This is a genomic window from Dermacoccus sp. PE3, assembly GCF_001021715.1.
Lineage (GTDB): Bacteria > Actinomycetota > Actinomycetes > Actinomycetales > Dermatophilaceae > Dermacoccus > Dermacoccus abyssi.
Map to the genome: position 1 here is coordinate 185961 of NZ_LDCM01000001.1, position 20572 is coordinate 206532.

General features: G+C 65.9%; 34 protein-coding genes. 1 reads left to right on the forward strand and 33 read right to left on the reverse strand.

From position 1 onward, the window contains the following. The 33 genes from truA to AA983_RS01020 all read right to left on the reverse strand — a co-directional run bounded on the left by truA (position 1) and on the right by AA983_RS01020 (position 19531). Complete coding sequence (truA, locus tag AA983_RS00860) at positions 1-837, reverse strand: tRNA pseudouridine(38-40) synthase TruA (RefSeq protein ID WP_047310366.1); 837 nt, start codon at positions 835-837, stop codon at positions 1-3. A gap of 105 nt (positions 838-942) precedes the next feature. Further along, on the reverse strand, positions 943-1413 hold the full coding sequence (rplQ, locus tag AA983_RS00865; RefSeq protein ID WP_047310367.1) for a 50S ribosomal protein L17: 471 nt from the start codon (positions 1411-1413) through the stop codon (positions 943-945). Between the two features lie 60 nt (positions 1414-1473). Further along, a complete protein-coding gene (locus AA983_RS00870) occupies positions 1474-2493 on the reverse strand; it encodes a DNA-directed RNA polymerase subunit alpha (RefSeq protein WP_047310368.1) in 1020 nt (339 codons plus the stop codon). 155 nt (positions 2494-2648) lie between these two features. Further along, positions 2649-3257, reverse strand: coding sequence for a 30S ribosomal protein S4 (gene rpsD, locus AA983_RS00875; protein WP_047310369.1), 609 nt, complete (start codon positions 3255-3257; stop codon positions 2649-2651). A gap of 47 nt (positions 3258-3304) precedes the next feature. Beyond that, complete coding sequence (rpsK, locus tag AA983_RS00880; RefSeq protein ID WP_047310370.1) at positions 3305-3712, reverse strand: 30S ribosomal protein S11; 408 nt, start codon at positions 3710-3712, stop codon at positions 3305-3307. Positions 3713-3777: 65 nt separating this feature from the next. Next, the gene (gene rpsM / locus AA983_RS00885) at positions 3778-4152 is read right to left on the reverse strand and encodes a 30S ribosomal protein S13 (RefSeq protein ID WP_047310371.1); all 375 of its coding nucleotides are present in this window, start codon (positions 4150-4152) and stop codon (positions 3778-3780) included. Positions 4153-4432: 280 nt separating this feature from the next. Next, a complete protein-coding gene (rpmJ, locus tag AA983_RS00890) occupies positions 4433-4546 on the reverse strand; it encodes a 50S ribosomal protein L36 (RefSeq protein ID WP_007928044.1) in 114 nt (37 codons plus the stop codon). 89 nt (positions 4547-4635) lie between these two features. Further along, positions 4636-4857, reverse strand: a complete 222-nt coding sequence (infA, locus tag AA983_RS00895; protein WP_006946284.1) for a translation initiation factor IF-1 — start codon at positions 4855-4857, stop codon at positions 4636-4638. Between the two features lie 191 nt (positions 4858-5048). Then, on the reverse strand, positions 5049-5966 hold the full coding sequence (locus AA983_RS00900) for a M24 family metallopeptidase (RefSeq protein WP_047310372.1): 918 nt from the start codon (positions 5964-5966) through the stop codon (positions 5049-5051). After that, complete coding sequence (locus AA983_RS00905; protein ID WP_047310373.1) at positions 5966-6544, reverse strand: adenylate kinase; 579 nt, start codon at positions 6542-6544, stop codon at positions 5966-5968. The genes AA983_RS00900 and AA983_RS00905 overlap by 1 nt, the downstream gene beginning before the upstream one ends. Further along, on the reverse strand, positions 6544-7857 hold the full coding sequence (gene secY / locus AA983_RS00910) for a preprotein translocase subunit SecY (RefSeq protein ID WP_047310374.1): 1314 nt from the start codon (positions 7855-7857) through the stop codon (positions 6544-6546). Before secY ends, AA983_RS00905 begins: the two co-directional genes overlap by 1 nt. 218 nt (positions 7858-8075) lie before the next feature. Next, complete coding sequence (rplO, locus tag AA983_RS00915) at positions 8076-8546, reverse strand: 50S ribosomal protein L15 (RefSeq protein WP_047310375.1); 471 nt, start codon at positions 8544-8546, stop codon at positions 8076-8078. Between the two features lie 2 nt (positions 8547-8548). Further along, positions 8549-8731, reverse strand: coding sequence for a 50S ribosomal protein L30 (gene rpmD / locus AA983_RS00920; RefSeq protein WP_047310376.1), 183 nt, complete (start codon positions 8729-8731; stop codon positions 8549-8551). Continuing rightward, on the reverse strand, positions 8731-9378 hold the full coding sequence (gene rpsE, locus AA983_RS00925) for a 30S ribosomal protein S5 (RefSeq protein WP_047310377.1): 648 nt from the start codon (positions 9376-9378) through the stop codon (positions 8731-8733). The genes rpmD and rpsE overlap by 1 nt, the downstream gene beginning before the upstream one ends. 37 nt (positions 9379-9415) lie before the next feature. Further along, positions 9416-9790 (reverse strand): 50S ribosomal protein L18, encoded by a 375-nt coding sequence (gene rplR / locus AA983_RS00930; RefSeq protein WP_047310378.1) that lies wholly within the window; start codon positions 9788-9790, stop codon positions 9416-9418. Positions 9791-9793: 3 nt separating this feature from the next. Further along, entirely contained in the window at positions 9794-10333 is a 540-nt protein-coding gene (gene rplF, locus AA983_RS00935; protein WP_047310379.1) for a 50S ribosomal protein L6, read from the reverse strand. Positions 10334-10356: 23 nt separating this feature from the next. Continuing rightward, a complete protein-coding gene (rpsH, locus tag AA983_RS00940) occupies positions 10357-10755 on the reverse strand; it encodes a 30S ribosomal protein S8 (protein ID WP_047310380.1) in 399 nt (132 codons plus the stop codon). An 85-nt stretch (positions 10756-10840) separates the two neighbouring features. Next, positions 10841-11026 carry a type Z 30S ribosomal protein S14 gene (locus tag AA983_RS00945; RefSeq protein WP_047310381.1) on the reverse strand — a complete coding sequence of 62 codons (186 nt, stop codon included), beginning with the start codon at positions 11024-11026 and terminating at the stop codon, positions 10841-10843. 2 nt (positions 11027-11028) lie between these two features. After that, positions 11029-11592, reverse strand: coding sequence for a 50S ribosomal protein L5 (gene rplE, locus AA983_RS00950; protein WP_047310382.1), 564 nt, complete (start codon positions 11590-11592; stop codon positions 11029-11031). Beyond that, positions 11592-11954 carry a 50S ribosomal protein L24 gene (gene rplX / locus AA983_RS00955; RefSeq protein ID WP_047310383.1) on the reverse strand — a complete coding sequence of 121 codons (363 nt, stop codon included), beginning with the start codon at positions 11952-11954 and terminating at the stop codon, positions 11592-11594. The genes rplE and rplX overlap by 1 nt, the downstream gene beginning before the upstream one ends. Before the next feature lie 3 nt (positions 11955-11957). Beyond that, positions 11958-12326, reverse strand: a complete 369-nt coding sequence (gene rplN / locus AA983_RS00960) for a 50S ribosomal protein L14 (RefSeq protein ID WP_006946197.1) — start codon at positions 12324-12326, stop codon at positions 11958-11960. 191 nt (positions 12327-12517) lie between these two features. Next, on the reverse strand, positions 12518-12808 hold the full coding sequence (rpsQ, locus tag AA983_RS00965) for a 30S ribosomal protein S17 (RefSeq protein WP_047310384.1): 291 nt from the start codon (positions 12806-12808) through the stop codon (positions 12518-12520). A gap of 2 nt (positions 12809-12810) precedes the next feature. Next, positions 12811-13047, reverse strand: coding sequence for a 50S ribosomal protein L29 (gene rpmC / locus AA983_RS00970; protein WP_047310385.1), 237 nt, complete (start codon positions 13045-13047; stop codon positions 12811-12813). Beyond that, the gene (gene rplP, locus AA983_RS00975; RefSeq protein ID WP_047310386.1) at positions 13047-13466 is read right to left on the reverse strand and encodes a 50S ribosomal protein L16; all 420 of its coding nucleotides are present in this window, start codon (positions 13464-13466) and stop codon (positions 13047-13049) included. Before rplP ends, rpmC begins: the two co-directional genes overlap by 1 nt. Further along, a complete protein-coding gene (gene rpsC, locus AA983_RS00980) occupies positions 13466-14296 on the reverse strand; it encodes a 30S ribosomal protein S3 (protein ID WP_047310387.1) in 831 nt (276 codons plus the stop codon). The genes rplP and rpsC overlap by 1 nt, the downstream gene beginning before the upstream one ends. After that, a complete protein-coding gene (rplV, locus tag AA983_RS00985; protein ID WP_047310388.1) occupies positions 14296-14664 on the reverse strand; it encodes a 50S ribosomal protein L22 in 369 nt (122 codons plus the stop codon). Before rplV ends, rpsC begins: the two co-directional genes overlap by 1 nt. Before the next feature lie 47 nt (positions 14665-14711). Then, positions 14712-14993 carry a 30S ribosomal protein S19 gene (gene rpsS / locus AA983_RS00990; RefSeq protein ID WP_047310389.1) on the reverse strand — a complete coding sequence of 94 codons (282 nt, stop codon included), beginning with the start codon at positions 14991-14993 and terminating at the stop codon, positions 14712-14714. A 15-nt stretch (positions 14994-15008) separates the two neighbouring features. Further along, entirely contained in the window at positions 15009-15845 is an 837-nt protein-coding gene (gene rplB, locus AA983_RS00995) for a 50S ribosomal protein L2 (RefSeq protein WP_047310390.1), read from the reverse strand. A 52-nt stretch (positions 15846-15897) separates the two neighbouring features. After that, complete coding sequence (gene rplW, locus AA983_RS01000; protein ID WP_047310391.1) at positions 15898-16197, reverse strand: 50S ribosomal protein L23; 300 nt, start codon at positions 16195-16197, stop codon at positions 15898-15900. After that, positions 16194-16844 carry a 50S ribosomal protein L4 gene (rplD, locus tag AA983_RS01005; protein WP_047310392.1) on the reverse strand — a complete coding sequence of 217 codons (651 nt, stop codon included), beginning with the start codon at positions 16842-16844 and terminating at the stop codon, positions 16194-16196. Before rplD ends, rplW begins: the two co-directional genes overlap by 4 nt. Positions 16845-16846: 2 nt before the next feature. Then, positions 16847-17503, reverse strand: a complete 657-nt coding sequence (gene rplC / locus AA983_RS01010; protein WP_047310393.1) for a 50S ribosomal protein L3 — start codon at positions 17501-17503, stop codon at positions 16847-16849. Positions 17504-17518: 15 nt separating this feature from the next. Next, positions 17519-17827, reverse strand: a complete 309-nt coding sequence (gene rpsJ, locus AA983_RS01015; RefSeq protein ID WP_006946210.1) for a 30S ribosomal protein S10 — start codon at positions 17825-17827, stop codon at positions 17519-17521. A gap of 435 nt (positions 17828-18262) precedes the next feature. Next, the gene (locus tag AA983_RS01020) at positions 18263-19531 is read right to left on the reverse strand and encodes an aminotransferase class I/II-fold pyridoxal phosphate-dependent enzyme (protein ID WP_047310394.1); all 1269 of its coding nucleotides are present in this window, start codon (positions 19529-19531) and stop codon (positions 18263-18265) included. Positions 19532-19725: 194 nt separating this feature from the next. On the opposite strand from AA983_RS01020, the gene AA983_RS01025 reads away from it, so the two are divergent. Continuing rightward, entirely contained in the window at positions 19726-20571 is an 846-nt protein-coding gene (locus tag AA983_RS01025) for a hypothetical protein (protein ID WP_047310395.1), read from the forward strand. The last annotated feature ends 1 nt before the right edge of the window (position 20572 follow it).

Genomic DNA, 20572 nt, shown 5'->3' on the forward strand with positions numbered 1-20572 from the left:
TCAGGCGTGCGGCAGCTCGCGCATGACACGCGACGCCTCCGCGCGCGCTGCCCACTCCTCGGCCGGCGGGTACGAGACCTCCTCGAGGCACAAGCCGTGCGCCGGCATGACGACGACGCCCGGGTCACGACGGCCGGATGCCATCACCTCGCGTGGCCAGCCGACATCCCTGCGCCCCTCCCCCACAGGCACCACCGCGCCGACGAGGGCCCGCACCATCGAGTGGCAGAAGGCATCGGCCTCGATCCGCCCGACGACGACACCCTCGTCGTCCCGGCTCCAGCCGTAGTGCAGGAGAGTGCGAATCGTCGTGGCTCCCTCGCGCTTCTTGCAGAACGCCGCGAAGTCGTTCAGCCCGACGAGTCGCGCGGCTGCCTCGTTCATGGCCTCGACGTCAAGGCCCCGCTTCACGACGACCGTGTCGTGGCGGCGCAACGGGTCGAGCTGCTCCGGCCGATCGAGGATGCGATACGAATACCGCCGCTGTGTCGCCGAGAAGCGCGCGTCGAAGTCTTCGGAGACGCTCGCCACGCGTCGCACGACGACGTCAGGCGCGAGAACTCCGTTGAGGCGGGTGACGAGCGCCTCGGCGGGCGTGCGATCGCTGCGTCCCGGAAGACGCTCAGCCACCACCTGGTCGAGGTCGACGTGGCAGACGCCCCCACGGCCGTGGACACCGGCATCCGTCCGGCCGGCCACGGTGAGCTTGAGGCCGTCGACGCGGCACACCGTCTCGAGCGCCGAGGTCAGTTCGCCCTCGACCGTCCTGCGTCCCGGCTGCGCCGCCCACCCGCTGAACTCGGTGCCGTCGTAGGCGAAGTCGATCCGAAAGCGCATGGGCGAAAGCCTACCGACAACGACGGAGCCCACCCGACCTACGAAGAGGAAGGGTGGGCTCCGTCCGAGATGATCACCGCAAGGCGGGAATCACGAGCGTGATGCTCAGGCCTCGTCGACCTTCTGAGCCTCAGTCGCGGCCGGAGCGGCCTGCTCGTCCTTGGCCGCACGCTGCGTGGCAGCCTCGGCCTCCTTGACCGTCGACTGCTTGGCGGAGTAGGCCTCACGCACGAGCTCGATGACGACCATGGGGGCGTTGTCGCCCTTACGGGGAGCGATCTTGGTGATACGCGTGTAACCGCCCGGACGCTCGGCCATGTCGGGCGCGATCTCCGTGAAGAGGCGGTGGACGACGCCCTTGTCGCCGATCGAACGCATGACGCGACGACGCGAGGCGAGGTCACCGCGCTTGGCGAACGACACGAGGCGCTCGGCGTACGGACGCAGGCGCTTGGCCTTGGCTTCCGTCGTCGTGATGCGGTCGTGGGCGAACAGCTGCGTGGCCATGTTGGCCAGGATCAGCCGCTGGTGCGCCGGGCTACCGCCGAGGCGGGCACCCTTCGTGGGGGTAGGCATGTGTTTCTCCTTGGTCTACCGGTCCGCTCCGAGTGGGCTCGGAGCGATCCGAAAAGCTGCTCAGTACTGCTCGTCCTCGGCGAGGTCCGCGCCGTCGGCGTCCTCGTCGTAGCGGTCGGCGATGACGCTGGCGTCGAACCCGGGCGGGCTGTCCTTCAGCTGGAGGCCCATGTCACGGAGCTTGTCGGCGACCTCGTGGATCGACTTCGAACCGAAGTTACGAATGTCGAGCAGGTCGGCCTCGCTGCGGGACACGAGTTCACCCACGGTGTGGATGCCCTCGCGCTTGAGGCAGTTGTAGGAGCGGACGGTGAGGTCGAGGTCCTCGATCGGCAGAGCCAGGTCCGCGGCGAGCGCGGCGTCGGTCGGCGACGGGCCCATGTCGATGCCCTCGGCCTCGACGTTGAGCTCACGGGCCAGACCGAACAGCTCGACGAGCGTCGAACCGGCCGAAGCCATGGCGTCACGCGGAGCCATCGAGTTCTTCGTCTCGACGTCGACGATGAGCTTGTCGAAGTCGGTGCGCTGCTCGACTCGCGTGGCCTCGACCTTGTAGGTCACGGCCAGCACGGGCGAGTAGATGGAGTCGACCGGGATGCGGCCGATCTCCTGCTCCGCCGACTTGTTCAGCGCTGCCGAGACGTAACCGCGGCCGCGCTCGACCGTCAGCTCCATCTCGATGTTGCCCTTGTCGTTGAGCGTGGCGATCTCGAGGTCCGGGTTGTGCACCTCGACACCGGCCGGGGGCGCGATGTCAGCGGCGGTGACCACTCCGGGGCCCTGCTTGCGCAGGTACATCACCACGGGCTCGTCGTGCTCCGAGGAGACGACCAGACCCTTGATGTTGAGGATGACCTCGGTGACGTCTTCCTTGACGCCCGGGATCGTCGAGAACTCGTGCTGCACACCGTCGATGCGAAGGCTGGTGACGGCGGCACCGGGGATGCTCGAGAGCAGGGTGCGACGCAGGGAGTTGCCGAGCGTGTAGCCGAAGCCCGGCTCCAGGGGCTCGATGACGAACCGCGAACGGCTCTCGGAGACAACTTCCTCCGACAGGGTGGGGCGCTGTGCGATGAGCACTGTCGATGTCCTTTCCTACGGCGACCGCTATTTGACGCCGGGTGAACGAGCAGGAATCGAGTCCTGCGCCGGAACGAGCTCTGTCTCTCGAACCGGCCGGTGGACGGCGGCGGGCGCACTGGGTGCGGCCTGCCGCCGTCCGACGTGAAGAAGGATCAGTTCTTCGAGTAGAGCTCGACGATGAGCTGCTCGGTGAGCTGGCTGTCGATCTGCTCACGGGTCGGCAGCTGGTGGATGAGCACCTGCAGCGTGCCGGGCACGACGTGCAGCCACGCCGGAACCGGACGCTCGCCGAACGTCTCGCGAGCGAGCTGGATCGGGAAAGCCTCGCGCGACTTCTCACGGACCGTGATGATGTCGTACTGCTCCACGCGGTAGGACGGAACGTCGACGCGCTTGCCGTTGACCTCGAAGTGACCGTGCGTCACGAGCTGACGAGCGGCACGACGGGTGCGGGCAAGGCCTGCGCGGTAGATGACGTTGTCGAGGCGGGACTCGAGGATGACGAGCAGGTTCTCACCGGTCTTACCAGGACGGCGCGCGGCCTCCTTGTAGTAACGGATGAACTGCTTCTCCATGACGCCGTAGGTGAAGCGAGCCTTCTGCTTCTCCTGCAGCTGGTGGAGGTACTCCTTCTCCTGGACGCGGCCGCGGCCGTGCTGTCCGGGCGGGAAGGGGCGCATCTCGAAGTTCTTGTCGCCACCGACGAGGTCGGTCTTGAGTCGACGCGACTTCTTGGTGATCGGGCCGGTGTAACGGGCCATGGTGGGTTGTCTCCTAGTTCGTCAGGAAGGTCGTGCGGATCTGGTGATCAGACGCGACGACGCTTGGGCGGGCGGACGCCGTTGTGCGGCGTGGGCGTGACATCGCTGATCGCGCCGACCTCGAGGCCGGTTGCGGTGAGCGAGCGGATGGCGGTCTCACGACCGGAACCCGGGCCCTTGACGAAGACGTCGACCTTGCGCATGCCGTGGTCCATGGCACGACGCGCGGCGGCCTCGGCGGCCATCTGCGCTGCGTAGGGGGTCGACTTGCGGGAGCCCTTGAAGCCAACCTGGCCCGCGGACGCCCACGAAATCACGGCACCGGTGGGGTCCGTGATGGAAACGATGGTGTTGTTGAACGTGCTCTTGATATGGGCCTGGCCCGCAGCAACGTTCTTCTTCTCCTTGCGGCGCACCTTCTTGGCGCCCGCGGCCGTACGGCTCTTGGGAGGCATAGTTCGAATCTCCTGTTTCGACGCTCGTTAGAGGAAGTAGTCGTGCTCAGCGTGAGCTGAGTGACTTACTTGGCCTTCTTCTTGCCGGCCACGGTGCGCTTCGGACCCTTGCGGGTACGAGCGTTCGTCTTGGTGCGCTGACCGTGCACGGGCAGGCCACGGCGGTGGCGCAGACCCTCGTAGCTACCGATCTCGACCTTGCGGCGGATGTCGGCGGCGATTTCACGGCGCAGGTCACCTTCGAGGCGGAAGCTGGCCTCGAGGTGGTCACGCAACTTGACGAGATCTTCCTCGGTGAGGTCGCGGACACGGGTGTCCGGGTTGACGCCGGTTGCTGCCAGCGTCTCCTGAGCGCGGGTGCGTCCGACGCCGAAGATGTAAGTGAGGCCGACCTCGACGCGCTTCTCGCGCGGCAGGTCGACACCGATGAGACGTGCCATGAGTTCTCCTGAATCATGAGCGGAGGTCTGGAGCAACACCGGTCCCGCTATGGCGTGAACCCCGTTGCCGATGTCGGCGGGTCCGCGGGTCCCCGGCCTCCGCGCCGGGGGTGACGTCCACTGGCGTGTCTCGTGAACAGATCGCTGTTTCCATCGCTCTGATGAGATCTCGACGACGATCCGCGTGCGGATCTCGTCAGAGCCCAGTGGGGCCGGGTGCTGCAGTTGTTTTTGCTGCGTCCTGTGGAAGACGCTGCGAGCAAGATGCTCTAGGGGATGATCAGCCCTGGCGCTGCTTGTGGCGCAGGTTGTCGCAGATCACCATGACGCGCCCGTTACGGCGAATCACCTTGCACTTGTCGCAGATCTTCTTGACGCTCGGCTGAACCTTCATCTGCCTGCTGTCTTGTCGATCGCGCCCCTGACACGCGAGCCGCGCTGCATCCGCGAGGGAGCAGCGCGCCGGCCAGGGACTGGGTTGAATCAGCGGTAACGGAAAACGATACGGCCGCGGGTCAGGTCGTACGGCGAGAGCTCCACCACGACCCGGTCCTCAGGGAGGATTCGGATGTAGTGCTGACGCATCTTGCCCGAGATGTGAGCGAGCACCTTGTGACCGTTCGTCAACTCGACCCGGAACATTGCGTTCGGGAGAGCCTCGACGATCGTGCCCTCGATCTCGATGACACCGTCCTTCTTGGCCATGTCCTCCGCATTTCGCTGAGCGATCCCACCCCGGTTGGGTGTGATCTCGTGCAGGTCCGCGACACGCCGTGACCCAGGTTCGGGCAGGGTGTGACAAGCAGACCGTTCACCAGTCTACGATCAGCGTCCGCCATCCCCAAATCGGGGACGGCGGGCGCCGAGGCACACGCCTGCGAGGGCGCACGGACACCTCAGTCGTCGAGCCCTCCGTAGAGGTCGCCGAGCGCGCTGCGCCCGCCGTCGTGCGCGGTGAGAACCCACAGGCCGCGCTCGGTGACGGCGACCGTGTGCTCGAAGTGGGCGGCGAGCGAGCCGTCGTCGGTCTTGACCGTCCAGCCGTCGTCGAGTTCGTGGGTCTCGTACGTTCCGAGCGTCACCATCGGCTCGACGGCGACAACCAGGCCGGTCTCGACCTTCGGCAGCCGCTCCGAGACTGCTTCGTTGTAGACCGTCGGCTCCTGGTGCAACTCGCGCCCGACGCCGTGGCCCGTGTACCCGTCGACGATCTCGAAGTCGGCCAGTTCGGCGTACCCCGTGCGCAGGGCGGCTTCGACCTGGGAGCCGACGTCGTTGAGGCGCTTGCCGGCGGCAAGGGCTCGAATGCCGGCCCACATCGAACCTTCGGTCGCGAGGACGAGGGAACGCACGGCATCGCCCCCGGCGGCCGCGATCAGCCCTGCTTCGTCGAGGTGGGGGTCCTCCCCCGCGTGACGAGCCGCCACCCGTGCGGCGCCGGCCGGGTTGTCGTCGTTCGCGCCGACGACGAACGTCAGCGCGGAGTCGCCGTGCCAGCCGTCGACGATCGCACCGCAGTCGAGGGAGACGACGTCGCCCTCGCTCAGGACCCGGGGCCCGGGGATGCCGTGGACAACCTCGTCGTTGACCGAGATGCACAAGGTGGCCGGGAAGCCGTGGTAGCCGAGGAAGGAGGGCGTGGCGCCACGCTCACGCATGTGGTCGTGGGCGACGGCGTCGACGTCCTGCGTCGTCATGCCGGGACGGGCGGCGAGCGCGGACGCACGAAGCGCCGAGCCGGTCACGAGACCGGCCCGGCGCATCGCGCGGATGTCGTCGCTCGACTTCAGGGGAAGGCGAGTGCGTCCGAACATCAGCGTGCCGAGGAAACCTGATCGAGCGCGGCGTTGATGCGAGCCTCGACCTCGTCCATGGAACCCATGCCGTCGATCTGCACGAGCATCCCGCGTTGCGTGTACGCCTCCGCGAGCGGTGCAGTCTCACGCACGTACAGCTCCTGGCGCTCGCGAATCACTTCTTCGGTGTCATCGCTACGACCCGAGGTCTCGGCGCGCTTGACGAGTCGCTGCACGACTTCCTCCGCGTCGACCGTGAGCTCGAGGACGGCGTCGAGCGCCTCACCTTTCTCCGCGAGCATGGCGTCGAGAGCGTCCACCTGGTTCGCCGTGCGGGGGTAGCCGTCGAGGAGGAAGCCGGCCTTCGCGTCGTCCTCGGCCAGACGGTTCTTGACGATCTCGTTGGTGATCTCGTCCGTGACGTAACCGCCCGAGGCGAGTATGTCCTTCACCTTGAGACCGAGCTCGGTCTCGTTCTTGATGTTCGCCCGGAAGATGTCACCGGTCGAGATGTGCGGGATACCGCGTCCGGCCGCGAGTCGCTCGGCCTGAGTTCCCTTGCCGGCCCCGGGAGGGCCGAGAATGATGAGTCGCATTATCGGAGGAACCCTTCGTAGTTGTGCTGCTGGAGCTTGGAGTCGACCTGCTTGACGGTCTCGAGACCCACACCGACGAGGATGAGGATCGACGCGCCACCGAACGGGAAGTTCTGGTTCGCGTTGACGAGCGCGAGGGCGATGAGCGGAATGAGCGCAAGCACCGCGATGTAGATGGCACCCACCGTCGTGATGCGGTTCAGCACGTAGCCGAGATACTTCGCCGTCGAGGATCCGGCACGCACGCCCGGGATGAAGCTGCCGGCCTGTTTGAGGTTGTCGGCAACCTCGTCGGGCTGGTACGTGATCGAGACGTAGAAGAACGTGAAGAACACGATGAGCACCGTGTACACGGCCATGTACAGCGGGTGGTCGCCTCGCGCGAAGTAGGTGTTGATGATCTCCACCCACTTCGGCGGGTTGGTCGAAGATCCCTGGAACTGCGCGACGAGCATGGGCAACGAGAGCAACGACGTCGCGAAGATGATCGGGATGACGTTGGCCATGTTGACCTTGAGCGGGATGTACGTCGTCGTCCCGCCGTAGGAACGGCGACCGATCATGCGCTTGGCGTACTGCACCGGAATGCGACGCTGGCTGTTCTCGACGAAGACGACGGCCGTGGTGATGGCCAAACCCATGACGACGACGATGAGGAACTTGCCCCAACCCTGATCGCGGATCGCCCAGATGCTCTGCGGCACGCTGGCGGCGACGGCGGTGAGGATGAGCAGCGACATTCCGTTGCCGATTCCACGCTCCGTGACCTGCTCACCGAGCCACATGATGAGGCCCGTGGCCGCCGTGAGCGTGATGATCATGATGAGGATCGTCGGGATCGAGTCGTCCGGCATGATCGTCGAACACGTCGCCGGCGAGCCACCCAGGATCGAGGACGGGTTGCGGGCCGCCGTGATGAGTGTCGAGCTCTGCAACAGAGCGAGAGCGATCGTCAGATAACGCGTGTACTGCGTCATCTTGGCCTGGCCGCTCTGGCCTTCCTTCTTCAACTGCTCGAAGCGGGGAATGACCACGGTGAGCAACTGAACGATGATGCTCGCGGTGATGTACGGCATGATGCCGAGCGCGAAGATCGACAGCTGGAGCAGCGCGCCACCGGAGAACAGGTTGGCCAGGCCGAGGAGGTTGCCCGATCCGGTAGCCGCCTCCTGGCACTTCTTCACCAGGTCGAAGCTGATGCCGGGCGTCGGAATGTGCGACCCGAGCCGGAACAGCGCCATGATGGCCAGCGTGAACAGGATCTTGTTCCGCAGTTCGGGCGTCCGGAAGGCGCGTCCAAAACTGGTGAGCACTACAACCTCCTGCGCCACGCGCTTACGTGGCAGGTGTTTGGATCGATCCGTCGGGCCAGGAGGCCGTCAGGTGAGTTCGCGACTCGGGCGCGGGTACGCCGGGCGCAAGCATCAACGGATGAACGATACCTGTCCGTTCCCCCGTGATGCGAAGAACCCCGGCCCGGGCGGTCACATCGTGACTCCCCCGGACCGGGGTTCATCGGTCGAACAGTGCGTCACTCAGCGGTGACGGAACCGCCGGCGGCCTCGATCTTCTCCTTGGCCGAAGCCGAGAACTTCTGGGCCGTGACGTTCACCTTGACGGTGATGTCACCGGTGCCGAGCACCTTGACCGGCTGGCCCTTGCGGACCGCACCCTTCTCGACGAGCGCAGCGACGTCGACGTCGCCACCGTTCGGGAAGAGAGCCGAGATCTTGTCCAGGTTCACAACCTGGTACTCGACCTTGAACGGGTTCTTGAAGCCGCGGAGCTTGGGCAGACGCATGTGCAGCGGCGTCTGGCCACCCTCGAAGCGGGCGGGAACCTGGTAACGAGCCTTCGTACCCTTGGTACCACGGCCTGCGGTCTTACCCTTCGAGCCCTCACCGCGACCGACACGGGTCTTCGCGGTCTTGGCTCCCGGGGCGGGACGCAGGTTGTGGATCTTCAGGGTCGAACCGCCCGTAGCTGCCTTGGTGTCAGCCATTGTCAGTCAACCTCCTCGACGGTCACGAGGTGCGCGACCGCGCGGACCATGCCACGGAACTCAGGGCGGTCCTCCTTGACGACCGTGTGGCCGATGCGCTTGAGGCCCAGCGAACGCAGGGTCTCGCGGTGCTGCGGCTTGCCACCGATCTCGGAACGGATCTGGGTCACCTGGAGCTTAGCCATCACGCATCAGCTCCTGCCGACATCGCGTGCTGCATCGCTGCCGGGGCAACCGCGTCGAGCGGCAGACCACGGCGGGCGGCGACAGCCTCCGGACGCTCGAGACCCTTGAGGGCCGCGACCGTCGCGTGGACGATGTTGATCGAGTTCGACGAACCCAGGGACTTCGACAGGACGTCGTGGATACCTGCGCACTCGAGCACGGCGCGAACCGGACCACCGGCGATGACACCGGTACCCGGCGAAGCCGGCTTCAGCAGAACGACGCCTGCGGCGTCCTCACCCTGGACGGGGTGCGGGATGGTGCCCTGGATGCGCGGGACGCGGAAGAAGTTCTTCTTCGCCTCCTCGACACCCTTGGCGATGGCGGCCGGAACTTCCTTGGCCTTGCCGTATCCAACACCCACGGTGCCGTCACCGTCACCGACGACCACGAGGGCGGTGAAGCTGAAGCGACGACCACCCTTCACGACCTTGGCGACACGGTTGATGGTGACGACGTTCTCGACGTACTGGTTGCGCTCTTCCTCGCGACCGCGGCCACGGCCGCCGTCACGACGACCGCCGTCACGACGGTTGTCACGCTGGTTGTTGTCGCGCTCGCCGCCCGTCTGAGCGGTACCGGCGCCTCGACGCTGGGGTCCAGCCATCAGACATTCCTCTTCTCGGCGTTGTTCTTGTTGGTCATCACAGGCTCAGGCCACCCTCGCGGGCACCGTCGGCGATCGCGGCGACGCGACCGGCGTACCGGTTACCACCACGGTCGAAGACGACGGCCTCGATGCCGGCAGCCTTCGCGCGCTCGGCGACGAGCTCACCGACCTTGCGGGCCTTGGCGGACTTGTCACCGTCGAAGGTGCGCAGGTCGGCTTCCATGGTGGAAGCGGACGCAACCGTCTTACCGACGGTGTCGTCGACGACCTGGACGAAGACGTGACGGCTGGAACGCGAGACGACCAGACGGGGACGGACAGCCGTACCCGTGACCTTCTTGCGCAGACGCAGGTGGCGACGGCCACGAGCTGCGGACTTGGACGCAGAACGCTTGACGATCTTTGCCATGGCTTACTTACCAGCCTTTCCGACCTTGCGGCGGATGTGCTCGCCTTCGTAGCGGACACCCTTCGCCTTGTACGGGTCGGGCTTGCGCAGCTTGCGAATGTTGGCCGAGACCTCGCCGACGAGCTGCTTGTCGATACCGGAGACCGAGAAGCGCGTGGGGTTCTCGACGGCGAAGGTGATGCCCTCGGGCGCCTTGACGAGAATCGGGTGCGAGTAACCCAGAGCGAACTCCAGGTCGCTGCCCTTGGCCGTGACGCGGTAACCCGTGCCGTGGATCTCGAGCTTCTTGGTGTAGCCGTCGGTGACACCGACGACCATGTTGTTGATGAGGCTACGCGTGAGGCCGTGACGCGAGCGCGAGTCGCGCTCGTCGTTCGGACGCGTCACCTCGACGGAACCGTCCTCGCCCTTGGCGACGGTGATCGGCGCGGGAACCGTCAGGTCGAGGGTGCCCTTGGGGCCCTTCACCGTGACGTCCTGGCCATCGATGGTCACCTCGACACCGGACGGGACAGGAACCGGGAGACGTCCAATACGTGACATCTGTTTCTCCTCCTAATTCCTGATTACCAGACGTAGGCGAGGACTTCCCCGCCCACACCCTTCGCGGCTGCCTGCTTGTCGGTCAGGAGGCCGGACGACGTGGAAATGATGGCAACACCGAGGCCACCGAGAACCCGCGGGAGGTTCGTGGACTTGGCGTACACGCGAAGACCGGGCTTCGACACGCGACGCACGCCGGCGATGGCGCGCTCACGGTTCGGGCCGTACTTCAGGTTGATCGTGAGCGTCTTTCCGACGCGGGCGTCCTCGACGGTCCAGCCGGCGATGTAACCCTCGCGCTCGAGAATCTCAGCGATGTGGGACTTCAGCTTCGAAAACGGCATGGACGTCGAGTCGTGGTGCGCCGAGTTGGCGTTCCGGACTCGCGTCAACATGTCCGCGATCGGGTCGGTCATGGTCATTGGGCTTCTCCGCCCTTCCTCACCGGGGTTTCAACCAGTCCTGGTCGACCTACGGTGTAGAGAGAATTGTGGGAGTTGTGAGTTCTTACCAGCTGGACTTGGTGACGCCGGGCAGCTCGCCGGCGTGCGCCATTTCCCGCAGGCAGATACGGCAGAGGCCGAACTTGCGGTAAACCGAGTGCGGACGGCCACAGCGCTGGCAGCGCGTGTAGGCACGGACGCCGAACTTCGGCTTCTTGTTCGCCTTGTTGATCAGTGCGGTCTTCGCCATCGTCACTTCTCCTTGAACGGGAATCCGAGGGCGCGCAGCAGGGCGCGGCCTTCGTCGTCGTTGGCGGCCGTGGTCACAACGGTGATGTCCATGCCGCGCACGCGGTCGATCTTGTCCTGGTCGATCTCGTGGAACATCGACTGCTCGTTCAGACCGAACGTGTAGTTGCCGTTGCCGTCGAACTGCTTCGGCGACAGGCCGCGGAAGTCACGGATACGCGGGAGCGCAACCGAGACCAGACGGTCGAGGAACTCCCACATGCGGTCGCCACGCAGCGTGACGTGCGCACCGATGGGCATACCCTCGCGCAGCTTGAACTGAGCGATGGACTTGCGCGCCTTGGTGACGGCCGGCTTCTGACCGGTGATCGCCTCGAGGTCGCGGATGGCGCCCTCGATCAGCTTGCTGTCCTTCGCGGCGTCGCCAACACCCATGTTGACGACGACCTTGACGACACCCGGAACCTGCATCGCGTTGGCGAAGTTGAACTCGCCCTGCAGCTGGCCCTTGATCTCGTCGGCGTAGCGCGTCTTGAGACGCGGGGTGGTCTTGGTGGTCTCAGACATCACAGGTCCTTACCGGAACGCACGGCCACGCGGGTACGCACGTTCTTGGTCTTGCCGTCGCGCTCGACCTGCTCGACGCGGGTGCGCACACGGGTGGGCTTGTTCGTCTCAGGGTCGACCAGGGCCACGTTCGAGACGTGGATCGGAGCCTCGACGACCGTGAGGCCGCCGGTGCCGGCACCGGGCTGACCGGCCTTGACGTGCTTCGTGACGCGGTTGATGCCCTCGACGAGGACTCGCTGCGTCTCCGGGAACACGGCAATGACCTTGCCCTGCTTGCCCTTGTCGCCACCGTTCTTCTCGGAACGGCCGCTGATGACCTGGACGAGGTCGTTCTTCTTGATCTTCATCTTGGCCGCCATGGTTCAGAGCACCTCCGGGGCAAGCGAAATGATCTTCATGAACTTCTTGTCGCGCAGCTCGCGCCCGACCGGGCCGAAGATGCGCGTACCACGCGGGTCGCCGTCGCCCTTGAGGATGACGGCCGCGTTCTCGTCGAAGCGAATGTAGGAGCCGTCTGCACGACGGCGTTCCTTCTTGGTGCGAACGATGACGGCCTTGACGACGTCACCCTTCTTGACGTTGCCACCGGGGATGGCGTCCTTGACGGTGGCCACGATGGTGTCACCGATGCCGGCGTACCGACGGCCAGAGCCGCCGAGCACGCGGATGCACAGGATCTCCTTGGCACCGGTGTTGTCGGCGACACGAAGTCGCGACTCCTGCTGAATCACAGTTTCTACTCCTGTCGTCTCACTGGTTCTCGCCCTACCTGAGCGAGCCTTGCGGAACGTTTAATGGTCTCATACCGGTCCGCACAGCCAAAAACCGGGGTAATCTGCGCCCTCCCACGGGGGACGAGCAGGCTCGTCCCCCGTGGTGTGCGTGGCTCAGAACTGCCCCGGCTCCGGCTGTGCCATCCGGCTTACTTGGCGCGCTCGAGGATCTCGACGATGCGCCAGCGCTTGGTTGCCGACAGCGGGCGGGTCTCCATGATGAGCACGCGGTCGCCGATACCGGCGCTGTTCTGCTCGTCGTGGGCCTTGACCTTGCTGCTACGGCGCATGACCTTGCCGTAGAGCGCGTGCTTGACGCGGTCCTCGACCTCGACGACGACCGTCTTGTCCATCTTGTCGCTGACGACGTAGCCCTGGCGCGTCTTGCGGTAGTTACGCTCGGCGCTCTCGCTCACGGCGGTCTCCTGCTTGTCGTTCATCTTCAGCCAACCTTCTCGTCACGGCCGATGTTGAGCTCGCGCTCACGCATCTCCGTGTAGATACGCGCGATGTCCGTGCGGACGGAACGCAGACGTGCCGAGCTCTCGAGCTGGCCGGTAGCCGACTGGAAGCGCAGGTTGAAGAGTTCCTTCTTCGCCTCTGCGAGCTTCGTAGCCAGCACCTCGTCCGTCATCTCGCGCAGTGCCTGCGGCTGCAGGTCCTCCGAACCCTTGGCCATCAGATGTCACCACCTTCACGCGCGACGAAGCGGCACTTCATCGGCAGCTTGTGCATCGCCAGGCGCATGGCCTCACGAGCAACTTCTTCGGACACACCGTTGACCTCGAACATGACGCGGCCCGGCTTGACGTTGGCGACCCACCACTCCGGCGAACCCTTACCGGAACCCATACGGGTTTCGGCCGGCTTCTTCGTCAGCGGACGGTCCGGGTAGATGTTGATCCACACCTTTCCGCCACGCTTCATGTAGCGCGTCATGGCGATACGAGCGGACTCGATCTGACGGTTGGTGACGTAGGCCGGCTCGAGCGCCTGGATGCCGTAGTCGCCGAACGTCACCTCGGTGCCGCCCTTGGCCATACCCGTACGCTTCGGGTGGTGCTGCTTGCGGTGCTTAACACGACGGGGAATAAGCATCAGGCTTCAGCTCCCTCGGTCTTCGGGGCGGACTCGGTGGTCTCGGTGGCCACGTCGTTCGCCTGTGCGGTCTGCTCCGAACGCTGGCCGCGACCGCGACCGCGCTCTCCACGCTCACCGCGGGGACCGTCGCCACGACGACCGCGCTGCGGACGCTGCGGGGCGGCGGCCTGCTCGCGAGCGAGCTCCTTGGCCGTCAGGTCACCCTTGTAGATCCAGACCTTGACGCCGATGCGACCGAACGTCGTCTTGGCCTCGAAGAAGCCGTAATCGATGTTCGCGCGCAGCGTGTGCAGCGGCACACGACCCTCGCGGTAGAACTCCGAACGGCTCATCTCTGCGCCGCCCAGACGGCCGGAGCACTGGACACGGATGCCCTTGGCGCCGGCGCGCTGTGCGGACTGGATGCCCTTGCGCATCGCGCGTCGGAAGGACACGCGGGCCGAGAGCTGCTCGGCGATGCCCTGGGCGACGAGCTGAGCGTCGGCCTCGGGGTTCTTGACCTCGAGGATGTTCAGCTGGACCTGCTTGCCCGTGAGCTTCTCCAGGCGACCGCGCAGGCGGTCGGCCTCGGCGCCGCGGCGACCGATGACGATGCCCGGGCGAGCGGTGTGGATGTCGACACGAACGCGGTCACGCGTGCGCTCGATGTCGACGCGGGCGATGCCGGCGCGCTCCATGCCCTCCGAGAGGAGCTTGCGGATCGCGACATCTTCCTTGACGTAGTCGCTGTAGCGCTGACCCGGCTTGGTCGAGTCGGCGAACCAGCGGCTCTTGTGCTCGGTGGTGATACCGAGGCGGAAACCGTTCGGGTTGATCTTCTGACCCATCAGCGGTTACCTCCCTTCGAGTCGCGCTCGCCCACAACGATCGTGATGTGGCTCGTGCGCTTGAGGATGCGGCTTGCGCGACCCTGAGCGCGCGGACGGAATCGCTTCATGGTCGGACCCTCGTCGACGAACGCGGTCTTGACGACCAGCGCGTTCTCGTCGAAGGCCACGGAGTTCTTGTCCGCCGTGAATCGTGCGTTCGCAATGGCGCTGTTGAGCGTCTTGAGAACCGGCTCGCTAGCCGCCTGCGGAGCGAACTGCAGCAGCGCGATCGCGTCAGCGGCCTGCTTGCCACGGATCATGTCCACGACGCGGCGGGCCTTCATCGGCGTTACGCGGACGTGCCGCGCCTGCGCCTTGGCTTCCATCGCTGTCCCTTTACTTTCGTCAGTCATGGTGGAGTACCCCCGCCGCGTCAGCGGCGGCGACCCTTCTTGTCGTCCTTCTCGTGACCCTTGAAGGTACGAGTAGGAGCGAACTCACCCAGCTTGTGGCCGACCATGCTCTCGGTCACGAAGACCGGGACGTGCTTGCGGCCGTCGTGCACGGCCAGGGTGTGGCCGAGCATGTCCGGGGTGATCATCGAGCGGCGCGACCACGTCTTGATGACGTTCTGCGTGCCGGCGGCGTTCTGGGCTTCGACCTTCTTCGCGAGGTGATCGTCGACGAAGGGGCCCTTCTTGAGGCTACGAGGCATTTCGAAAGGCTCCTATCAGCGCTTCTTGCCAGTGCGACGGCGACGCACGATGAGCTTGTCGCTGTCCTTGTTCGGGCGGCGGGTGCGGCCTTCCTTCTGGCCCCACGGGCTGACGGGGTTACGACCACCAGAGGTCTTACCCTCACCACCACCGTGCGGGTGGTCCACCGGGTTCATGGCGACACCGCGGACGGTCGGGCGCTTGCCCTTCCAACGCATGCGGCCGGCCTTGCCCCAGTTGATGTTGCTCTGCTCGGCGTTGCCCACCTCGCCGATCGTCGCGCGGCAGCGGACGTCGACGTTGCGGATCTCACCGGAGGGCATACGCAGCTGGGCGTAGGGGCCGTCCTTGGCGACGAGCTGAACGCGAACACCCGCGGAACGGGCGATCTTCGCGCCACCGCCGGGGCGGAGCTCGACGCAGTGGATGACCGTACCGACGGGGATGTGACGCATCGGCAGGTTGTTACCCGGCTTGATGTCGGCCTCGGGGCCGTTCTCGATGCGATCACCCTGCTTGAGGCGGTTCGGCGCAATGATGTAGCGCTTCTCGCCGTCGGCGTAGTGAAGCAGCGCGATGCGGGCGGTGCGGTTGGGGTCGTACTCGATGTGAGCGACCTTGGCCGGGATACCGTCCTTGTCCGCGCGGCGGAAATCGATCACACGGTAGGCGCGCTTGTGGCCACCACCGATGTGACGGGTCGTGATACGACCGGAAGCGTTGCGGCCACCGGTCTTGGAGAGCGGGCGCACCAGCGACTTCTCGGGCGTGGAGCGAGTGATCTCGACGAAGTCGGCCACACTCGAGCCACGACGACCGGGGGTCGTGGGCTTGTACTTGCGAATAGCCATGGGTCTAAGTCGTCCTCAGTCTTGGATTGATTCGGCGATCGTCATCTGTTGGTCAGGAAGCCTGACCGAAGATGTCGATGTTGCCTTCCGTGAGCGAGACGATGGCGCGCTTGGTGTCCTTGCGCTTACCCATGCCGAAACGCGTACGGCGCGTCTTGCCCTTGCGGTTCAGCGTGTGCACCGAAGCGACCTTGACGTCGAAGATCTGCTCGATGGCGATCTTGATCTCCGTCTTGTTCGCACGGGGGTCAACGATGAACGTGTACTTGCCTTCGTCGAGGAGCGCGTAGGACTTCTCCGACACCACCGGCTTGATGATGACGTCGCGCGGGTCCTTGTTCAGCGAGCTCATTTGGCCTCCTCCTTCGCCTGTGCAGCGCCACCGGAGACGAAGCCGTCGAGGGCGGCCTTCGTGAACACGATGTCGTCGGCGCACAGCACGTCGTACGTGTTGAGCTGGTCGGCCCACAGAACGTGAACGTTCGGCAGGTTGCGAACGCTGAGCTCGGAGACCGAGTCGAAGCGGTCGATGACGACGAGCAGGTTCTTGCGGTCGGACAGCGACGCGAGGAACTTCGCGGCGGCCTTCGTCGACGGGGTCTCGCCCGCGACGACCGACTCGAGAACGTGGATGCGCTCGAAGCGTGCACGGTCCGACAGGGCGCCACGCAGAGCGGCGGCCTTCATCTTCTTGGGCGTGCGCTGGCTGTAGTCACGCGGCTGCGGGCCGTGGACGGTGCCACCGCCGGCGAACTGCGGCGCGCGGGTCGAGCCCTGGCGGGCGCGACCGGTGCCCTTCTGGCGGTAAGGCTTGCGGCCACCGCCGCGGACCATGCCGCGGGTCTTGGTGGCGTGAGTGCCCTGACGAGCTGCTGCGAGCTGAGCCACCACGACCTGGTGGATCAGCGGCACGTTGGTGACAACGTCGAAGATGTCAGCCGGCAGTTCGACAGAACCGGACTTCTTGCCCTCAGGGCTCAGGATGTCAACGGTAGTCATGCTCAGGCTCCCTTGAGTGCCGTACGCACGAGAACGACAGCGCCCGCGGGGCCGGGAACGGCACCCTTGATGAGCAGCAGACCCTTCTCGGCGTCGACGGCGTGGATCTGGAGGTTCTGGGTGGTCTGGCGAACGCCGCCCATGCGACCGGCCATACGCATGCCCTTGAAGACACGACCCGGCGTGGCGCAGCCACCGATCGAGCCCGGCTTGCGGTGGTTACGGTGCGCACCGTGCGAGGCCGAGACACCGGCGAAGCCGTGACGCTTCATGACACCGGCGAAACCCTTACCCTTGGTGCGGCCGACGACGTCGACCTTCTGGCCGGCCTCGAAAGCCTCGGCCGTGATCTCCTGGCCGAGCGAGTACTCGCCGGCGTCGGAGGTACGCAGTTCGGCCAGGTGACGACGCGGCGTGACGCCGGCCTTCTCGAAGTGGCCGGTCAGCGGCTTGGTGACCTTGCGCGGGTCGATCTGGCCGTAGCCGATCTGGATCGCGTTGTAGCCGTCGGCGTCAGCGTTACGGACCTGCGTGACGACGCAGGGGCCGACGGCGACGACCGTGACGGGGACGAGGCGGTTGTCGGCGTCCCAGACCTGGGTCATGCCGAGCTTCTCGCCGAGGAGCCCCTTCACGGAGCGCTCAGTGGTTGCAGTCATGAGTCAAACCCTCGCTTACAGCTTGATCTCGATGTTGACGTCAGCCGGGAGGTCGAGTCGCATGAGCGAGTCGACGGCCTTCGGCGTCGGGTCAACGATGTCGATGAGGCGCTTGTGCGTACGCATCTCGAAGTGCTCGCGGCTGTCCTTGTACTTGTGCGGCGACCGGATGACGCAGAAAACGTTCTTCTCCGTCGGCAGCGGCACCGGTCCGACGACCGTTGCGCCTGCACGGGTCACCGTGTCGACAATCTTGCGCGCCGAGCTGTCGATGACCTCGTGGTCATACGACTTCAGTCGGATGCGGATCTTCTGTCCCGCCATTCGCGTGAGTCTCTCTTCTCGCCAATCATGTTCAGTGCCGGCTCCCCACCCACGCGTTCGGGCGTGTCGCGACCCCTTCGGGCCGTCGCCTCCGTCGGGGAGGCGAGGGCTTTTCAGCCGGTGCTTGCGCTTCCCTGAATCGCACGTCACCCGCTCGGGGTGGTCGCACCTTCAGGAGGCGCAGAACAGGTGCGTTTCAGAGGCGGCAGTGCAGGTACGGACCTTCACCACGCGTCAAGCAACTTGTCCATAGTGCCAGATGCCCCGGCGATGGCCAAATCGGGGCGGCCGTGGCGATGGCCACACCGCGCCTTGCCCTCACACACCGACCGAGCCCACCTCGGAGCGCACCGCTCGGTTCGAGCACGGTGCGCCCCGGGCGGGCCCGGCCTCTCGAACCCCGGCACGGGACCGTGGTTCGGTCGTGTGTCGTGTTCAGGCTGTGTTCTTCGCCTCGGCCGCTGCGAGCAGCACACAGAGGGCGACACCCTCCATGGCCGTGCGTACCTCGTCGAGCGGAGGGAGCGACGGTGCGAGACGGATGTTCTCGTCCTTCGGGTCCTTGCCGTAGGGGAACGACGAGCCGGCGGGTGTCAGCGCGATGCCGGCTTCCTTGGCGAGTTCCACGACGCGTGAGGCCGTGCCGGGCACGACGTCGAGGTTCACGAAGTAGCCGCCGTGCGGCGTGTTCCACCGCGCGACGTCGTAGCTTCCGAGCCGAGCCTCGAGGGCTGCGCCGACGGCGGCGAACTTCGGCGCCATGATGTCGCGGTGCTTGGCCATGTGTGCGCGCACCCCGGCTGCGTCACCGAAGAACTCGGCATGGGCGAGCTGGTTGACCTTGTCCGGCCCGATGGAACCGTTGCCCAGGTTCTCGAGGTACCAGGCCACGGTGTCGCGCGAGCCCGCGAGGAAGGCGACACCGGCACCGGCGAAGGTGATCTTCGACGTCGAGGCGAACATGATCGGGCGGTTCGGGTGACCCGAGGCCTGCGCGAGGCTGACGATGTCCGCCGTCTTGGCCTCCACGCCGTCGAGGTGGTGCACGGCGTAGGCGTTGTCCCAGAAGATGCGGAAGTCGGGAGCTGCGGTCGGCATCGCGGCGAGCGCGGCCGCGACCTCCTGCGAGCAGACGGCCCCCGTCGGGTTCGCGTAGGTGGGCACGACCCACATGCCCTTGATGCTCGGGTCGGTCGCCACGAGGCGGGCGCACTCTTCGGCGTCGGGGCCGTCGTCGTTCATCGGGACGGTGATCATCTCGATGCCGAACGACTCCAGGAGCGCGAAGTGGCGGTCGTAGCCGGGCACAGGGGCCAGGAAGCGAACCTTCTCCTCCTGTGCCCAGGGGCGCGGGGAGTCGAGGCCGCCACGCAGGAGGTGGTACACGAGGGTGTCGTGCATCATCGTGAGGCTCGAGTTGTTGCCCGCGACGATCTGGTCGAGCCCCACACCGAGCAGTTCGGCGAAGATGCTGCGGATCTCAGGGAGGCCCGCGAGCCCGCCGTAGTTGCGTACGTCGACGCCGTCGGCCGTCGTCTGCGAGGGGAGTGTGAGCAAGGCGTTCGCAAGGTCGAGCTGCTCGGCCGAAGGCTTGCCGCGCGTCAGATCGAGCTTCAGCCCCTTGCCCTTCAGCTGTTCGTACTCGTCACGCAGGGATGTCACCAGGCCCGCCAGGTCATCGGCGGCCATGTCGGCGAGGGTCATCGGGTTCCTTCCGGTCGCTCACAGTCGTTCTCATCCTTCCACGCACGGAGCCCCGCAGCCAGACACGTCTCACTCCCCCAACGCCGCCTCGGGTTCGAGCAGACTTCCGCCGTATACGAATTCGATGGAACCTCCTGGCGCGCAGGCCCGTCGGACGTTCATCCAGCCCGGCTCACACACGAAGGAAGACGATCATGCGTAAGACGACACGAGCTACGGTTCTTTCCCTCTCCGTCGCCTCGGCGCTGGCTCTCGGCGCCTGTGGCCCGGAGTCGGCAACCGGCGGGAGCGGTTCCTCCTCGACCACGTCGAAGTCCAGCAGCACGGACGAGGCCTCGCCGTCGACGCAGTCCGAGAAGTCGAGCGAAGACACGACGTCGTCCACGACGACGCCCTCCGACCCGACCGAGGACGCCGGCACGACGGACGAGAAGGACCAGGGCGCAGCATCACCCGAACAGGCCGCCAGCCTGCCCAGCGGCCCCGTGACGAAGGCGACGCTCGTCACCGCAGGTGGTTACCAGAAGCGTCCGGACAGCAAGTACGGCGAGTTCTACGCCGTCCTCAAGGTCGACGGCACCGGCCCGGGCAAGGCCACGGTCCGCTACGACATGCTCGACGCGAGCGGCAAGGTGATCGGCACGGTCGAGGACACGATCAAGGTCGGCAAGGGCAAGGACATGATCAAGATCAGCACCAAGCTCGGCAAGGCCCCGGCGGGCATCAAGAAGGTGCGCCTCAGCCTCACCAAGAACGAGACCGACGACCGCTCGGACGACATCACGATGAGCAACGTCAAGATCAACAACGACGGCCCGAACCGCCGCCCGGTCATCACCGGCAACTACGCCGCGAACGGTGACTCGCCGGTCACCGGGATCCGGGCCATCTGCATGGACGCGAACAAGCGTGTGATCGTCGGCCACGGCCTGCCGGACGTCAAGGGCGCCAAGAGCGGCACCTTCAAGGCTGAGCTGCACGAAGCGCCGCGCGACTGGAAGGCGAGCACCTGCTACGTCGGCCAGAGCGGCACGCTCTGAG

Excerpts from the sequence above, each read along its gene's own strand:
- rplF (WP_047310379.1), bottom strand. The coding sequence starts at position 10,333 with ATGTCACGTATTGGACGTCTCCCGGTTCCTGTCCCGTCCGGTGTCGAG.
- rplX (WP_047310383.1), bottom strand. The coding sequence starts at position 11,954 with ATGGCGGCCAAGATGAAGATCAAGAAGAACGACCTCGTCCAGGTCATC.
- rpsD (WP_047310369.1), bottom strand. The coding sequence starts at position 3,257 with ATGGCCCGTTACACCGGCCCGATCACCAAGAAGTCGCGTCGACTCAAG.
- AA983_RS01025 (WP_047310395.1), top strand. The coding sequence starts at position 19,726 with ATGCGTAAGACGACACGAGCTACGGTTCTTTCCCTCTCCGTCGCCTCG.
- rpmJ (WP_007928044.1), bottom strand. The coding sequence starts at position 4,546 with ATGAAGGTTCAGCCGAGCGTCAAGAAGATCTGCGACAAGTGCAAGGTG.
- rplR (WP_047310378.1), bottom strand. The coding sequence starts at position 9,790 with ATGGCAAAGATCGTCAAGCGTTCTGCGTCCAAGTCCGCAGCTCGTGGC.
- rplE (WP_047310382.1), bottom strand. The coding sequence starts at position 11,592 with ATGTCTGAGACCACCAAGACCACCCCGCGTCTCAAGACGCGCTACGCC.
- rplV (WP_047310388.1), bottom strand. The coding sequence starts at position 14,664 with ATGGAAGCCAAGGCGCAGGCGCGGCACGTCCGCGTAACGCCGATGAAG.
- rpsM (WP_047310371.1), bottom strand. The coding sequence starts at position 4,152 with ATGGCACGTCTCATCGGTGTCGACCTGCCGCGCGAGAAGCGCGTCGAG.
- rplD (WP_047310392.1), bottom strand. The coding sequence starts at position 16,844 with ATGACTACCGTTGACATCCTGAGCCCTGAGGGCAAGAAGTCCGGTTCT.
- rplC (WP_047310393.1), bottom strand. The coding sequence starts at position 17,503 with ATGACTGCAACCACTGAGCGCTCCGTGAAGGGGCTCCTCGGCGAGAAG.
- AA983_RS00900 (WP_047310372.1), bottom strand. The coding sequence starts at position 5,966 with ATGTTCGGACGCACTCGCCTTCCCCTGAAGTCGAGCGACGACATCCGC.
- rpsJ (WP_006946210.1), bottom strand. The coding sequence starts at position 17,827 with ATGGCGGGACAGAAGATCCGCATCCGACTGAAGTCGTATGACCACGAG.
- rpmD (WP_047310376.1), bottom strand. The coding sequence starts at position 8,731 with ATGGCTAAGCTCCAGGTGACCCAGATCCGTTCCGAGATCGGTGGCAAG.
- rplO (WP_047310375.1), bottom strand. The coding sequence starts at position 8,546 with ATGGCTGACACCAAGGCAGCTACGGGCGGTTCGACCCTGAAGATCCAC.
- rpsK (WP_047310370.1), bottom strand. The coding sequence starts at position 3,712 with ATGCCTCCCAAGAGCCGTACGGCCGCGGGCGCCAAGAAGGTGCGCCGC.
- rplQ (WP_047310367.1), bottom strand. The coding sequence starts at position 1,413 with ATGCCTACCCCCACGAAGGGTGCCCGCCTCGGCGGTAGCCCGGCGCAC.
- rplB (WP_047310390.1), bottom strand. The coding sequence starts at position 15,845 with ATGGCTATTCGCAAGTACAAGCCCACGACCCCCGGTCGTCGTGGCTCG.
- rplW (WP_047310391.1), bottom strand. The coding sequence starts at position 16,197 with ATGAGCTCGCTGAACAAGGACCCGCGCGACGTCATCATCAAGCCGGTG.
- truA (WP_047310366.1), bottom strand. The coding sequence starts at position 837 with ATGCGCTTTCGGATCGACTTCGCCTACGACGGCACCGAGTTCAGCGGG.
- rpsQ (WP_047310384.1), bottom strand. The coding sequence starts at position 12,808 with ATGAACGACAAGCAGGAGACCGCCGTGAGCGAGAGCGCCGAGCGTAAC.
- rpmC (WP_047310385.1), bottom strand. The coding sequence starts at position 13,047 with ATGGCCAAGGGTTCGGAGGACCTGCAGCCGCAGGCACTGCGCGAGATG.
- infA (WP_006946284.1), bottom strand. The coding sequence starts at position 4,857 with ATGGCCAAGAAGGACGGTGTCATCGAGATCGAGGGCACGATCGTCGAG.
- rpsH (WP_047310380.1), bottom strand. The coding sequence starts at position 10,755 with ATGACCATGACCGACCCGATCGCGGACATGTTGACGCGAGTCCGGAAC.
- rpsE (WP_047310377.1), bottom strand. The coding sequence starts at position 9,378 with ATGGCTGGACCCCAGCGTCGAGGCGCCGGTACCGCTCAGACGGGCGGC.
- AA983_RS01020 (WP_047310394.1), bottom strand. The coding sequence starts at position 19,531 with ATGACCCTCGCCGACATGGCCGCCGATGACCTGGCGGGCCTGGTGACA.
- AA983_RS00945 (WP_047310381.1), bottom strand. The coding sequence starts at position 11,026 with ATGGCGAAGACCGCACTGATCAACAAGGCGAACAAGAAGCCGAAGTTC.
- rplP (WP_047310386.1), bottom strand. The coding sequence starts at position 13,466 with ATGCTTATTCCCCGTCGTGTTAAGCACCGCAAGCAGCACCACCCGAAG.
- rpsC (WP_047310387.1), bottom strand. The coding sequence starts at position 14,296 with ATGGGTCAGAAGATCAACCCGAACGGTTTCCGCCTCGGTATCACCACC.
- AA983_RS00905 (WP_047310373.1), bottom strand. The coding sequence starts at position 6,544 with ATGCGACTCATCATTCTCGGCCCTCCCGGGGCCGGCAAGGGAACTCAG.
- rpsS (WP_047310389.1), bottom strand. The coding sequence starts at position 14,993 with ATGCCTCGTAGCCTCAAGAAGGGCCCCTTCGTCGACGATCACCTCGCG.